14 protein-coding genes are annotated in these 14,482 nt (G+C 28.6%); 12 read left to right on the forward strand and 2 right to left on the reverse strand.

Going from position 1 to position 14,482, the window contains the following annotated elements:
* Positions 1-11 precede the first annotated feature (11 nt).
* From PHEL85_RS04125 to PHEL85_RS04160, 8 genes are all read left to right on the forward strand, one after another.
* Positions 12-1,049: a M28 family metallopeptidase gene (locus tag PHEL85_RS04125; protein WP_036821400.1), complete on the forward strand. Its 1,038-nt coding sequence runs from the start codon at positions 12-14 to the stop codon at positions 1,047-1,049.
* Between the two features lie 505 nt (positions 1,050-1,554).
* Positions 1,555-2,280, forward strand: coding sequence for a DNA/RNA non-specific endonuclease (locus PHEL85_RS04130; RefSeq protein WP_036821404.1), 726 nt, complete (start codon positions 1,555-1,557; stop codon positions 2,278-2,280).
* A gap of 416 nt (positions 2,281-2,696) precedes the next feature.
* Positions 2,697-3,737: a zinc-dependent alcohol dehydrogenase family protein gene (locus PHEL85_RS04135; RefSeq protein WP_036821407.1), complete on the forward strand. Its 1,041-nt coding sequence runs from the start codon at positions 2,697-2,699 to the stop codon at positions 3,735-3,737.
* 294 nt (positions 3,738-4,031) lie between these two features.
* Positions 4,032-5,186, forward strand: coding sequence for an iron-containing alcohol dehydrogenase (locus PHEL85_RS04140; protein ID WP_036821410.1), 1,155 nt, complete (start codon positions 4,032-4,034; stop codon positions 5,184-5,186).
* Between the two features lie 291 nt (positions 5,187-5,477).
* The gene (locus tag PHEL85_RS04145) at positions 5,478-7,034 is read left to right on the forward strand and encodes a hypothetical protein (RefSeq protein WP_036821414.1); all 1,557 of its coding nucleotides are present in this window, start codon (positions 5,478-5,480) and stop codon (positions 7,032-7,034) included.
* Positions 7,035-7,384: 350 nt separating this feature from the next.
* Positions 7,385-8,122: a DUF4878 domain-containing protein gene (locus PHEL85_RS04150; protein WP_036821416.1), complete on the forward strand. Its 738-nt coding sequence runs from the start codon at positions 7,385-7,387 to the stop codon at positions 8,120-8,122.
* A 238-nt stretch (positions 8,123-8,360) separates the two neighbouring features.
* Positions 8,361-8,864 (forward strand): hypothetical protein, encoded by a 504-nt coding sequence (locus tag PHEL85_RS04155; RefSeq protein WP_036821418.1) that lies wholly within the window; start codon positions 8,361-8,363, stop codon positions 8,862-8,864.
* Between the two features lie 280 nt (positions 8,865-9,144).
* Complete coding sequence (locus PHEL85_RS04160; RefSeq protein ID WP_036821420.1) at positions 9,145-9,696, forward strand: heme-binding beta-barrel domain-containing protein; 552 nt, start codon at positions 9,145-9,147, stop codon at positions 9,694-9,696.
* A 159-nt stretch (positions 9,697-9,855) separates the two neighbouring features.
* On the opposite strand, the gene PHEL85_RS04165 is transcribed toward PHEL85_RS04160, so the two are convergent.
* Positions 9,856-10,551, reverse strand: coding sequence for a Crp/Fnr family transcriptional regulator (locus tag PHEL85_RS04165; protein WP_036821423.1), 696 nt, complete (start codon positions 10,549-10,551; stop codon positions 9,856-9,858).
* 504 nt (positions 10,552-11,055) lie between these two features.
* Here PHEL85_RS04165 and PHEL85_RS04175 point away from each other — a divergent pair.
* The 4 genes from PHEL85_RS04175 to PHEL85_RS04190 all read left to right on the forward strand — a co-directional run bounded on the left by PHEL85_RS04175 (position 11,056) and on the right by PHEL85_RS04190 (position 13,560).
* Positions 11,056-11,337: a heme-binding beta-barrel domain-containing protein gene (locus PHEL85_RS04175; RefSeq protein WP_262501554.1), complete on the forward strand. Its 282-nt coding sequence runs from the start codon at positions 11,056-11,058 to the stop codon at positions 11,335-11,337.
* A gap of 115 nt (positions 11,338-11,452) precedes the next feature.
* Positions 11,453-12,046: an alpha-ketoglutarate-dependent dioxygenase AlkB gene (locus PHEL85_RS04180; RefSeq protein ID WP_036821429.1), complete on the forward strand. Its 594-nt coding sequence runs from the start codon at positions 11,453-11,455 to the stop codon at positions 12,044-12,046.
* Between the two features lie 331 nt (positions 12,047-12,377).
* Positions 12,378-12,689: a hypothetical protein gene (locus tag PHEL85_RS04185; protein ID WP_036821433.1), complete on the forward strand. Its 312-nt coding sequence runs from the start codon at positions 12,378-12,380 to the stop codon at positions 12,687-12,689.
* A gap of 613 nt (positions 12,690-13,302) precedes the next feature.
* On the forward strand, positions 13,303-13,560 hold the full coding sequence (locus PHEL85_RS04190; RefSeq protein ID WP_036821436.1) for a catalase-related domain-containing protein: 258 nt from the start codon (positions 13,303-13,305) through the stop codon (positions 13,558-13,560).
* Positions 13,561-13,602: 42 nt separating this feature from the next.
* On the opposite strand, the gene msrA is transcribed toward PHEL85_RS04190, so the two are convergent.
* The gene (msrA, locus tag PHEL85_RS04195; RefSeq protein WP_036821439.1) at positions 13,603-14,256 is read right to left on the reverse strand and encodes a peptide-methionine (S)-S-oxide reductase MsrA; all 654 of its coding nucleotides are present in this window, start codon (positions 14,254-14,256) and stop codon (positions 13,603-13,605) included.
* Positions 14,257-14,482 lie beyond the last annotated feature (226 nt).

The following is a 14,482-nucleotide window of genomic DNA, read 5'->3' on the forward strand; positions in this document are numbered from 1 at the left end:
TTTCTAAATCAATGAAAAACACACTTTTTACTTTTAGTTTAATAATTTTTGCAGCCTGTAGTTCAAGTCAAAATACAGCTTCTAAAGAAACAGAAAATAAAGATAATACAACAAAATATGCAGCTACAATTACTGCAGAAAATTTAAAAACACATTTATATATTTTTGCTTCAGATGAATTTGAAGGAAGAGAAACTGGAAAACCTGGACAAAAAAAAGCTGTCAAATACTTAAAAGACTTTTATGTAAGTCAAGAAATTAAATCACCTTTAGGTGGTGATGATTACTACCAAGAAGTACCTGCAGAATTTTTAAATAAAAATGCAAGAGGAGCCGAATTAAAAGATTCAGAAAATGTGTTGGCTTTTATAAAAGGAACAGAAAAACCAGATGAAATTATAGTTATTTCTGCACATTTAGATCACGAAGGGGTAAAAGATGGCAAAGTATACAATGGTGCAGATGATGATGGTTCTGGTTCTATGGCTATTTTAGAAATTGCAGAAGCTTTTAAAAAAGCGGTAAAAGACGGAAAAGGACCTAAAAGATCAATCTTATTTTTACATGTCACAGGAGAAGAAAAAGGCTTATTAGGTTCTAAATATTATACAGAAAATCCAATTTTTCCGTTAGCAAACACCGTTTGTAATTTAAATATAGATATGATTGGTAGAGTTGATAAAGCACATAAAATAGATTCTAATTATGTGTATTTAATTGGTGCAGATAAATTAAGTACACAATTGCATCAAATAAGTGAAGATGCAAACACAAATTATACCAACATCAATTTAGATTATAAATACAATGATGAAAACGATCCTAATCGTTTTTACTATAGATCTGATCATTATAATTTTGCTAAACACAATATTCCTGTAATTTTTTATTTTAATGGTACGCATGAAGATTATCACAAACCAACAGACACACCAGATAAAATTGAATACAACTTATTAGAAAAAAGAACACGTTTAATTTTTTATACAGCTTGGGATATTGCAAATAGAGAAGAAAGGTTGACCGTTGATACAGCAGTGAAAAAATAATTTTTTCAACTAGAAAAGTACAAAACCTCACAAAATAGTGAGGTTTTTTTATTTTAATTTAAGATATATAAGTCAATAATAATTCATATAAAATGATAAAAGTCATTAAAAAAAAATAACCATCCTATTATATTTACACCATCAAAAATGCATTTACTTATTTAAATTCCCCCTAAGTTTTTTCATAAGATAAATTAAGCATTTGCTTATATAAAATCCCCTTACGAATTATATAAGTTAAGTACCCATTTACTAGTGGTTTAATTGCTAATTGTATTGAACAAGAATTGAAAATTTGGCAGTGTAAAGAAGGTTTTTATAAAAGACAAAGTTAAAATAAGACCTTTCTTTTATTGCAAACACTTTTAAAAAACCTCACTTTTTGTGAGGTTTTTTTTTACAATTAAATCAAAAACTGATAAAACACTAAAAAACAGGTGTTTTACCTCTATAAAAACTCATTTTATAGTTTTAATTTGGTAACTTTAAAACAAAAAGAAAAGCTATGATTAATCAATCTAATTTAAAGCGAGAAACCAGATATGGGATTCCAGCTGCAGATCAAATACTTTTTAACAGACATTATGTTTTAGGCTACTCTTATTATTTTAGACAAGCAAAATGGGCTTTAGAAATTGTAGATAAAGACAGAACCGATGTAGAACGTTTAGACAATTTTAGACCCGATTACAGAATACCAGAAAGGTTTAGAGCAGATTTAGCAGATTATACAAACTCTGGTTTCGATAGAGGACATTTAGTTTCTAGTGCAAACCAAATAGAAACACAAATACAAAATAGCGAAACCTTTTTACTCTCTAACATGTCGCCACAGAACCCCAAATTTAACAGAGGTATTTGGAAAAAACTAGAAGCTGCAATTAGAACTTTAAATTCTAAAAAAAATATTTTAGAAACCTATGTAATATCTGGTCCCTTATTTATGTTTGATACCGAAGTAAAAGTAGTCGCTTCTAAAAAAGAAACAGGTGTAACATTACCAATACCTCACTCCTATTTTAAATCGATACTTACAGAAAACCACAGAGGCGCTTTACACCTTTGGTCTTTTATAATACCAAATGAAGAAACTGATGAAAAATTAGAAACATTTCAAGTAGCTACCAGTAAAATTGAAAAAATTTCTGGTTTGTTTCTTTGGGAAAGTTTAGTGGGTACAAAAGTAACTAGAGACAAAAATAAAGTACGTAAAATATGGAAATATGAATAATTAAAACTTTAATAGTATCACAGATTAAAAACCTCAATTCCTTACACTTTAGCATTGAGGTTTTTTTAACACCTACCTCCAACTTTAAGGCATTTCATAAATTACAACTTTAATAACTAATAAAGCATGACAATAGTCATCTAATTTAACGCTTAAAAAACTTATTTTTAACCTGTTAAAAGAAAATTTCCTTTTTAAACTTTTTATAAAAATAGCGCCCTACCAACTTCTTATTGTTGGTGTTTATGCTGAACCTCATTCAGTATTGAAACGAACATTATATCTATACTAAATTTTTAAAATTAAATTAAGATATTATAGTTCTAAAGAGTTTTTATATAAAAAACGATAATTATGAATCGTAAAACATCATAACCGTTGTTAAAATTCATCAAATTATAAAACAAGTACTAAATATGAAAGCATTAGTTTATTATGGCGATCATAACATCGCTTTAGAAGAAAGACCAAAGCCAACTATTATTAAACCAACAGATGTAATTGTAAAAGTAACAAAAACAACTATTTGTGGTACAGACTTAGGTATTTACAAAGGTAAAAATCCAGAAATTGAAAGTGGACGTATTTTGGGTCACGAAGGTGTAGGTATTATAGTAGAAGTTGGTGAAAGTGTATCGCAATTTAAAAAAGGCGAAAAAGTTTTAATTTCTTGTATTACTTCTTGCGGTTCTTGTGAGTATTGTAAAAAACAAATGTATGCACATTGTAAAGATGGAGGTTGGATTTTAGGTTATATGATTGATGGTGTACAAGCAGAATATGTTAGAATTCCTCATGCAGATAATAGTTTACATAAAATTCCAGAAAGTATTGATGATGAAATAGCGGTTTTATTAAGTGATATTTTACCAACTGGTCATGAAATTGGTGTGCAATATGGACAAGTTAAACCTGGAGATGAAATTGCAATTGTGGGTGCTGGCCCTGTAGGAATGTCTGCACTTTTAACGGCACAATTTTACTCGCCTTCTAAAATAATTATGATTGATTTGGATGACAATAGACTTGAACTAGCCAAAGAATTAGGCGCAACACATACTATAAATTCTGGAACAACAAATGTTGAAGATGCAGTTAAAAAAATAGTGGGTAATGATGGTGTAGATGTAGCTATAGAAGCAGTTGGGCTTCCTTCTACTTGGGATATTTGTCAAAAAATAGTAAAACCAGGAGCTCATATTGCCAATGTTGGTGTGCATGGTGTAAAAGTAGATTTCGAAATTCAAAAACTATGGATTAAAAATTTAACCATAACAACCGGACTTGTAAATACAAATACAACGCCAATGTTAATAAAGGCAGTTTCTACAAATCGTTTAGATTTAAAGAAAATGATTACACACAGATATCCACTATCTGAACTCGAACATGCTTATAAAGTGTTTATAAATGCTAGTAAAGAAAAAGCTTTAAAAATTATTATAAATAATGAGTAGCATGTTTTAAAAATTGCTTGATTGCAAAAACCTCACATTTCGAAACTTCGAAATTGTGAGGTTTTTTTGTTGCTCTAAACAATCATTTTGTTTTCACCATAATATTCTTACACAACTATACTTAACAACAAAAGAGACTAATAATTAATCAGTTACAGCAAAAACACACACTTTTATATTGATAAAAAAAACTCTAACTTAAATTAGAAAAAAGAAAAGATGACATAAATCATCTACTTCAGATAATAATAATAATAATTTTAACCTGTTAAAAAAACATAAAAAATTATTAAAATGTTACAAAACAGAAGAATTTACTTACCTCCATTAAGTTTAATTGGACCAGGAGCCTTACAAGATTTAGGAGAAGAATTAAAAAGTTTGCCTTATAAAAAAGCGCTTTTTGTTACCGATAAAATTTTAGTGCAAATTGGTGTTGCAAAACAAGTGATGGATGTTATGGAAGCATCTAATATAGAACTTGTTTTGTTTGATAATGTACAACCAAATCCAACCGCACAAAACGTAAACAATGGCTTAAAACTATTGAAAGAAAATGATTGTGATTTTATTTTAACATTAGGTGGAGGATCTCCACAAGATTGTGGAAAAGCAATTGGTATTTTAGCTACCAATGGAGGCGATATTGCAGATTATGAAGGAATTAATATGTCTAAACATGTTTCTTTGCCAATTATTGCTATAAACACTACAGCAGGTACAGCAAGTGAGGTAACTATTAACTACGTTATAACAGATGTAAAACGCCATATAAAAATGGTAATGGTAGATAAAAACTGTTTGGTTTCTATTGCTGTAAACGACCCTACTTTAATGTTAGGTAAACCAGCTGCATTAACAGCTGCAACAGGTATGGATGCTTTAACGCATGCTATAGAAACATATGTTACAAAAGGCGCTTTTGGTTGGTCTGATGCTTTGGCTTTAGAAGCAATTAAATTAATTTCACAAAGTTTAGAAATTGCTGTTGTAGATGGACAAAATTTAGAAGCAAGAAGTAAAATGGCTTGGGGACAATTTATTGCAGGACAAGCTTTTTCTAACGCAGGTTTAGGCTATGTACATTCTATGGCACACCAATTAGGTGGTATGTATGATATGCCTCATGGAGTTGCTAACGCAATTTTATTACCTTATGTAGAAGAATTTAACATACCAGCTTGTGCACATAAACTCAAAAAAGTTGCGAGAGCAATGGGAGTTGGTGTATTAGAAATGAGCGATACTCAAGGAGCAAATGCAGCAATTTCTGCTATTAAAGCCTTATCTAAATCTGTAGGAATTCCTACTGGATTAAAAGAATTAGGTGTTAAAGAAGAAGATTTTGCAGAAATGGCTAAAAATGCCATGGCAGATGTTTGTACAGGTGGAAACCCAAGAGAAGTAACTTTAGAAGACACGATTGCAATTTATAAAGCAGCAATGTAAACACGCTTTCTTATAAAACTTAAAACCTCACATTTTTGTGAGGTTTTTTTGTTTTTATATTCAAGAAAACCAACTCTTAATTCTCTTACTGAAAATTTAGACAATAAACATTGAATCCCTCTCAGAAAAAACACACATTAAACAACTACAAAACAGGTGTTTATACCTATTGATTTAAATACATTTAAAAACTAAGTTTGCTAAATACAGGTACATATAAAATCTGTAAAAACCAAATAACCAAACTAGAACAAGTAATTTATTTACTTGATTCCCTAAAAACTTAGTATTATGAAAAACCATTTTATCTACGCAAGCTTAGTATTATTGCTTTTTTCTTGCAATCCTAAAAAAAGTAAAAAAGAAGAAAAAGTAGTTGTTTTTGATGCAATTACAGCTGAACAAATGCCAACAACCTTAGCTTCTGGTCAAAAATTTCCAACAGACTCTACAACCATTAATAATTGGGTGAAAAATAGTATTGTTGTAAATAACTTAGAAACTAATACAGACATCATTACTCATGGTTGGGATCTTTGGGATGCACTAACTACATTTACAGATCAAGAAAATAATGGTCAAAAATTAAGAAGATTCGAAACTTGGTATACACCAGCAGATATTATAACTGCGTTACGATCTAAAACTGCAAACAAGTCTTATAAATTAGAAGATTTAAATAGATCTCATACTGGTCATTTAAAAATACCGCATCAAAACTCACATGGTCTTTCAGTAAAAACTGCTGATGTTCTTGGTTTTGTAAAATGCGACCCAACTGCTGCAAACCATATTTTTAATAAGGAATTGTATTATTTTGAAGTGCTAAAAAGTATGATTCAGCCTGGTAAAATTGCAAATATTCCTGCTTTTCCAGCTTCAAGTGTATTGATAAAACCTGTTTTTCAGGTATTAACAGATTCATCAACAGTTAAAATTTCTGAAGGAAAATACAAGCTACCTGTATGGCCTGGTTACCACAATCAAATACCAATGTCGAAAGTTATAGCCAAAGGATTTGGACCAGATGAATGGAATAATGATATTACAATTACAACTACAGGCACTACAGATGCTGCAAATAAAGTGTTCTCTGTTAAGGATTTCATTCATTTTAAAATAAATAAAGCACAAGCAGAAGCTTTAAAAGGAACGAACTTTATTACTGGTGGAACACCAAAAGCAGGTCAATATGCAGTGTTAATAGGTATGCATCTAAATACTAGAGAAAATAAAAGATGGACCTGGCAAACTTTCTGGTGGTCAGAGAATCCTACAGCGCCACAAAGCCCAAGTTCTAGTTTAATTGCTAGCCAACAACCTGCAAGCTTAGAAAAAGCTGCAAAACATTATGCAATGGGACTTGCTTATAACATGATTAGTCCTGCACAACCTTATTCTGGTGGTTCTAATGCAGTTACCAAAAAAGAATTTATTAAAGAATCTATTTATGCTTTTAACCCCTATTTAGAAGCAGGTTTTAGTGTAGATACTTTTAATCTTTCTCCTTCTACTAAAAGTCCTACAACTAGAAATTACTCTGGCGCCAATGATACCATTCGAAAATATTATTCTGAAGGATACCAAAAAGTAGGTGCTTTTAGAGCGAGTGAAAAAACTTATGTTGGTGGTAAATTAAATCAAGCCGGTATAGAAACCAATTGTATGAGTTGTCATGGACAAGCAAGAATGTATGATGTTGCTGTAAAAAAAGATGCTTTTCAATATTATGCTGCAGACCAATATTATGATATGAATGCACCCTATTTTAAAAATACGGTAGTGTTAGATTTTGCATGGAGCATACAAGGTAATTTAATAAATAAAGAAACTACTGCTAAAAAATAACATACTAAAAAAAAATTGATGCTAGTAGCAATTTTTTAGAACTAGCATACCTACTAAGTCTCGTTTTAAAGTTTTAAAACGGGACTTTTTTTATAAATAAGGCTAATTGTTAGCAAGCAACCAAAACAATGCGAAATGTTAAAAAACAACATTTTATGACAAACATCATCTTTATCTTAATAGGATACCTTTACTTTTAACAAAAAAAATTGCAATTCCTATTCTTTCTTACACCTAAAATGGTAGAATAGTTTCTTTCAATTATCGTTTTCAGTTAAAATATATAACAGTCTTTTTAAACTTGTTATTCATATTAAGTAATAAAAAATAATTAACCCTAAATAAAAATTATGATTAAAAATTACATTTTAATTTTATTAACAATACTGATTTTAACCTCTTGTGGAAAAAGTAAAGAAGAATTAGAACTAGAAAAAGCAAAAATAGAATTAGAAAAGACAAAACTTGAATTAGCTGAAAAAATTAAAGGAGAAGAAAATCTAAAAACACTTAAAATTCACGAACAAAAATCTAATGTTGGAAAAAGAAAAAAATTAACTGAATTGACGCTTCAACTACAAAATTTAACTACATCAAAAAATAAAATACAACAGAATATTGAAAATATAAAAAAATTTCAAATTGGTCGTGCTCAATCAACAAAGGATAAACAATTAAGAGAAGCACGTAACAAACTATCTGAAATTTTTGATTACGAAAGAAAAATAAAAAATGAAATTGCACAATCTGAATATTTAAAAACTTTTGAATTTCAAAAAAACCCAGAAAGTGTAATGAAATATATTTTTGAGTCGTCTAAAAAAGGAGATTTTTCAAATTTCAGAAACTTATGCGACCCTTATGGTGAAAACGATAGAGATGTAAATCAAATTTGTTATGCTGAAATGTTATCAAAAAAACATAAGGAAGAATTAGAAAATATGTTCAAAAATGGTAGAATAATTGGAGAAACTATTATAAAAGAGGACAGAGCAGAAATTGAATTTGCTTTTGGATTGAGTTCAAACAAACTTGAAAAAATGGGAATGGTAAAGAGAAATAACTTATGGTATTTATCTGAGTTTTAATCTCAGTATTTTAAAATTATTTTTTAACAAAAAGATTGCATCAATTACGGAAATCCGTACTAAAAACTAAAACCCTTATAGGAAATTTAAAGTTTTAAAAACAAGTGTTTTTACTCTTGACTTTTAAATTAAAAAAAACGAACTTCGCTAACGCCGATTATAAGTCATTAAAACGACATCATAATCGTCTTAAGTTGGCAACTATTACTCACTCAAAATCTGAAAATTGAAAATCGGAATGAAAAAATATTTCACAAAATCATTTTATAAAGAAAGAATGAAAAGTTGGAATAAAATAGGAAAAATGAAAAGTATTGCAATTTTTGTAATTAGTATATTTCCTATATTTTTTTCTGGTTATAATAAAAATACGGAATTATTGAACGACTCATATTTAATCATAAGTGTTTTAATTTTTATTTTCGCTACTTTATTTTTACCATTAATTACAAAATTTTGGAGTTTAGTAGGAATTGAAATAAAAAAGCCGAATTGGAACGAAAACCCTATTTCTTTTAATTTTTCAAAAGGTTTGAATTTCTTTCAATTTTGCGGTTATTGGTTTACTACTTCTGGAATTTTAAAAGCTGTATTTTTTGGAATTTTTTATCAAAAACTTGATTCAGAAGGCGTGATATTATTTGTTTACGGAATTAGTATATTATTAGGAATTAAATTAAGCATAAAATGGCTGAATAAAGGTGGAAAGAAAACAAAAAAAACAGTTGCCAACACCGTGTAAAAAAAATTACTTATTTTTAGCTTAATCAAAGTTAGTTGCATTTTTGTAAACTCCTATTTTCCTGCGGAAAATAGCCGTTCACTTTAAACGTAACTTTCCTTAACACAACAACGTTAGCGAATTTTTTCAAAAAAAATATTTTAACAAACCTCACACAAAAATTGTGAGGTTTGTTAGTTTCTAAAAAAACCATGATAATAGTCACCAAATTCCTTTCCTAAATAAAATACATTTACAAGTTAATAAAGTAAAACTATTATCAAAAAGTAAACAATAAAACATGAGTAAAAATATAGAGAATCCTTTAGTACAACTAATTGGTGTTTGGAAAGGTGAAATGGGTGTAGATATTGCGCCTAAACCAGATGAAGATGAAAACAACCCTTATTATGAAGTTTTAACCATAGAACCTATAGAATTAGAAGTTGAGAATGCAGAAGAACAAGAGTTAGATGCTGTTAGATATCATCAAGTAGTTAGAGAAAAGGCAAACGATAAAGTTTCTCATAGTGAAACTGGTTATTGGTTGTGGGATAAAAATGAAAACACAATTATGAATTCTTTTTCGATTCCTAGAGGTGTAAATATTTTAGCGGGTGGAGAAGTTTCTTTAACAAACAATGAGTTAAAATTAACTGTTGCTGTAGCAGAAAACGATACAAAATGGGGTATTGTACAATCGCCTTTTATGCTTCAAAAAGCAAAAACGTTATCCTTTAAAAGAGAGTTTAAGTTTGCTAACAACAAATTAAGTTATACCCAAGAAATGGTATTAGCTATTTATGGTAAAACTTTTACACATACAGATAAAAACACACTTACTAAAGAGTAGGTTTTAAAGAAATGTATTCCATTTTAAATTTGTTTTTATAAAACTTAGGTATTTCATAACCCATGAAATAAACAGAACCGGTTTCTAATTTCATAGTCTGCATAGAAATAAGAATGTTAACTTTTGTTAGCGCTACTACTATTCGTTTTTAAGATTTAATTATCCTAATTTACTAATTTGTTTCAATTTTTTTAAGCTAAGTATTTCTATTTTTCTATCAGAAACTTTAATAATTTTTTCTTTATTGAATTTTGATAAGGTATTAATAACACTCTCCTTAGAATAACCTAACATTTTTGCAAGTTCAGTTCTATTAGTGGGAATGATAAATGAGGAAGAGTTGTATATCTTTTCGAATTCTAATAATACTAAAGATAAAGCCCCATCAATGTTTTTTTGTGATAAAGAAGTTATTCTATGAAAAACACCATTGGATACACCAGACATGTGTTTTATTAAATTTAATGCAAAATCGCCATTTGTTTTTATAAATTTTTCAATAATATCCATACTTATAAAACTCACCTTGGTTTTCTCTAAAGCAGTTGCTTTAAAATCAAATTTTTTAAAAGCAAAACAACAAACAATACCAATAAAAGAATGAGGTTGCGTTAAACCAATAGTATAAGGTTTCTTGTCATTAATAATTTCTAATTTAACCAAACCTTCGGTTATGTATAAAACATTATTTGCCAATGCACCTCTTTTAATAATAATCTCACCTGCTTCAAACACAATATCAGTTTTATTATCAACTAACTCTTGTTTTTCTTGATCTGATAAGATGTTTAAACACTCTTTAGCATTTAAAAACTCGTAATTATTAGTGCTTTTTTGAGTTAAAAAATCTGGCATATTTAGTCAATTATTATAGGAATTAAATTTTTCATTTCAATCCATGTAATATTACATCGTTAAACCTAATAAATATCACTTAAAACAAAAACATCTAGTGATATTACTTCTTTCCTATGAAAGGATTTACTTCTTATTTTTATAATGTAAATATACAATAAATAGACATGAAAAATATAGCTTTTAAATCACTGTTTTTAGTTTCGACAATTTTCTTTATTGACTATGGTATTATGATGGTAATAGGTCTCGTTAGCTATTATTTAGGATGTTCTTCTGATTTTTATGATTTCACATATTGTACTATTGGAAAAATATTAATAGCGGCTTCAATTATACTTTTTATAACAGCTTTAATCCTAGAAATTAAATCATTAGTTATTAAAAAAAAATAACGAAACCACTTTATACTTAAAGTTTATAGAAGCGAAAGCGTAATGCTAGTGCTTGGTAGGGTAAAATGGGTGTAGATATTGTGCTTAAACCAGAAGAGATGAAAACACAATTATGAATTCTTTTTCGATTCTTAGAGGTGTCAATATTTTAGCGGGTGGAGAAGTTTCTTTAACAAACAACGAGTTAAAACTAACTGTTGCTGTATCAGAAAACGATCCAAAACAGGGTATTGTACAATCGCCTTTTGTGCTTCAAAAAGTAAAAACGGTATCCTTTAAAAGAGCGTTTAAATTGGCTAACAACAAATTAAGTTATACTCAAGAAATGGTGTTAGTTATTTATAGTAAAACTTTTGCACATACAGATAAAAACACATTTACTAAAGAGTAGGTTTTTAAAACCTAGCTAATTACTATAAAAACGAAACCACTTATTTAAAAGAACTTCAAAAATGCATTTAAATGGCTATATTGTAGTTTAAAAAACACAAAAAGAAGCTAAAGAAATGAAATTAGACTTAAATTGTAATGTTGCACTTTTTAATTCGTTTTTAAAAAATGCTGAAGCCATTGAACTCTACAACGAATTATTGACCAACTCAAAATTGACAACCAAGTTTTCGTTGCTTATAGAAAATGGAGAACGATTTGAAGAAGATTATAAAAAAATGATGTTTATTGATCAAAATTTATTTGGAGAAAATAGATTTCCTAAATCAATTTGGGGAGAAAATCAAGTTTGGTCTCCTAAAATGAAATTGGTAAAAGATCGTATAGAAAGTTTTACTGGATTCAGTTTTGAAACCTGTGTTTGCATTTATTATCCTGATGGAAGTACTGGAGTTGATTATCATTCTGATTACCCTGCGTTTGGAGACACTACACATATTGCATCAATTAGTATTGGTGAAGAAAGAATATTTCTTTTAAGAGAAAAAAAGACTCAAAAAGTAGATGAAATTCTATTGAAAAATGGAAGTTTATTAATTATGGGAGAAGGTTGTCAGGATAAATATGAACACGCACTGCCATTAGATTCTAATTGTAAAAAACCAAGAATAAATTTAACTTTCAGAAAATATGGATTTAATAATCTATAATAAACTTCTATATCTTAAACTGAAAAGTGGATAAAAAGCCAGAGAAAAACGAAAGAATAAATAGTAGAAAAAACACCTTTTTCAGTTGTAAAACCAAATATTATCCAGAAAAAAGAAAGCAATAAAAACATGAATAAAAGTATAGAAAACCCTTTATTGGAAATTTAAGTTTAAAAAACAGGTATTTTTACTTATTGATTTATACAGAATATAAAACGAATTTAGCTAAATTCGATTATTTGTCACTATTGCAGATTGATTCAGTATTAAAACGACGTCATAATCGTCTTAAATTAGCAATATTTATTAAAATACAAATAGGAAAAATATCATGACGGACAATTACAACATAGAAATAGTAGGTATTCAACAGGAAACAGCACGTGTTTATGAAATCACCATTTCAACCTATACAAATATTGGATACCAACTTGATACAGATTATGGTGGCTATAAATCCTTAGGAACTGTTACTTATAAGGGTCAAAAATATCAAGGAATAGAATTAACAGTAGTACCAGATAGTAATGCTGAAGTTCCAAAAACTCAAAATTCAACTTTTATAATACCACAAAATGATGCAAGCACTATCGGTATTTATGTTAAGTGTGGAACTCAGATAGCAGTAATAAACTTTCATTAGTTACTGCAGAATTTAAATATTTAAAATCATTAAGCTTTTAAATAAAACTTTTACAAAAATGGATGGAAAGTAATTATAATTTAATTGATAATTGAAAGTAAAAAAGTTGCCAACACTATTTTAAGTTAGAATCACCTTAACAAATTCCTAATGCTTCACTTTTTTAACAACCAAGTTAACTTCTCCTTAAAACGATTTGTCTTGGTATAGAAACTATTCTTCTAATACTTTGGGCTTCTTATTTTATGTGAAAAAAGTCAAAACATTTTTGCTTCCTAATTTCTTAATAAAACAACCACAGATTTAAGAATTATGAGTTATATCATGCCTTTTATTGATTAAAACAAACAAATATCAAATAAACATGATAAAAGTCATCAAATTCACAGCCTTAAAAAATTATTTTTAGTACGTATTTACAAAAGTATATTTTACTGTTTGTTTTAAACCCACCAAAAACCAACCTCACCACCAATTCTAATATTGTTTTGTTAAGCAATATTTATAAGTATCTGACACTGAACTTTGTTCAGCAGTAAAACGATGTATACATCCACTAAAGTTGTACTATTTTAAAAATTAAAGGACGTTAAATAACATAAAATTATAAATCATGATCGACGAAAAGAAAAAACCAACTTCAGAATTAGACCTTTTAGAAGAAAATGAATTGTATACACAACCTGGAAATATATTTAGAATGATGTCTACAGAACAGCAACAAGTTTTATTTAAAAATACAGCACGTCAATTGAGTGGTGTAGAAGAATTTGTACAACAAAGACATATTGCTAATTGCTATATTGTAGATTCTGAATATGGTACAGGTGTTGCAAAAGCATTGGGAATTGATTTAAAAAATTTATTTTAAATAGCAAGAAATAGTACATTTAGTAATCGCGGTTGTTATTTTTTAATGCTTCCCTTTTTTCAATAAGTGTGGAAACTTCTCTTTAAAACGGTTTAGTCTTGGTATAGAAACTGCTTTTACATAGCCTTGGTTTGGGTTTCTACGTTCAAAATCTTGGTGGTAGGCTTCTGCTTTGTAAAACTTTTTTAGTTTAGTTACTTCTGTTACCACTTTATAATTATAAACCGTTTCATTTAAGTGTTTAATGGTGTTTTCTATAATTGTTTTTTCTTCATTAGAAGTATAAAATGCAACAGATCTATATTGTGTACCATAATCTGGGTGTTGCCCATTTACAGTTGTGGGGTCGTGAGAACCAAAAAAAACAGTTACCAAGGTTTTAAAAGAAACTTTTTTAGGGTTGTAATATACTGCAACCGTTTCTGCATGACCAGTTTTACCAGTACCAATAGTATTATAAGTTGGGTTTAACGTGTGCCCACCAGCATAACCAGAAATGGCTTCTTCTACACCACTAACGCTTTCAAAAATAGCTTCTACACACCAAAAACAGCCGCTTGCAAAATAAGCTACTTTGGTATTTTGGTTGGCTTTAAAAGCAGTTTGTATTTGGTTTTGTTTTTTCTCAGTAAAACTAAAAAAAACAATTATTAAAAGTGTAAAGCTAAAAACAGCTACAAATTTTAAATTTTTCATTTATAAATTATTATCAATTATATAGAAAATTGCACCAAGAATACAGTTCCATTTCCCAGCACAATTTTCCGAACTTTTAATTGAAAAAAAGATTCCAAGAGGCTTTTACTTCTTGGTTTCCGTTAAAAATGTTATTCCTGTGAAAAAGGGAATCAAAATTAACTTCCAATTATCTATTTGGTCGTATCAAAACTAAACTATTTACAAGTTGTTTACAACTTTAGCA

The sequence above is a fragment of the Polaribacter sp. Hel1_85 genome, from assembly GCF_000766795.1.
Taxonomy (GTDB): Bacteria; Bacteroidota; Bacteroidia; order Flavobacteriales; family Flavobacteriaceae; genus Polaribacter.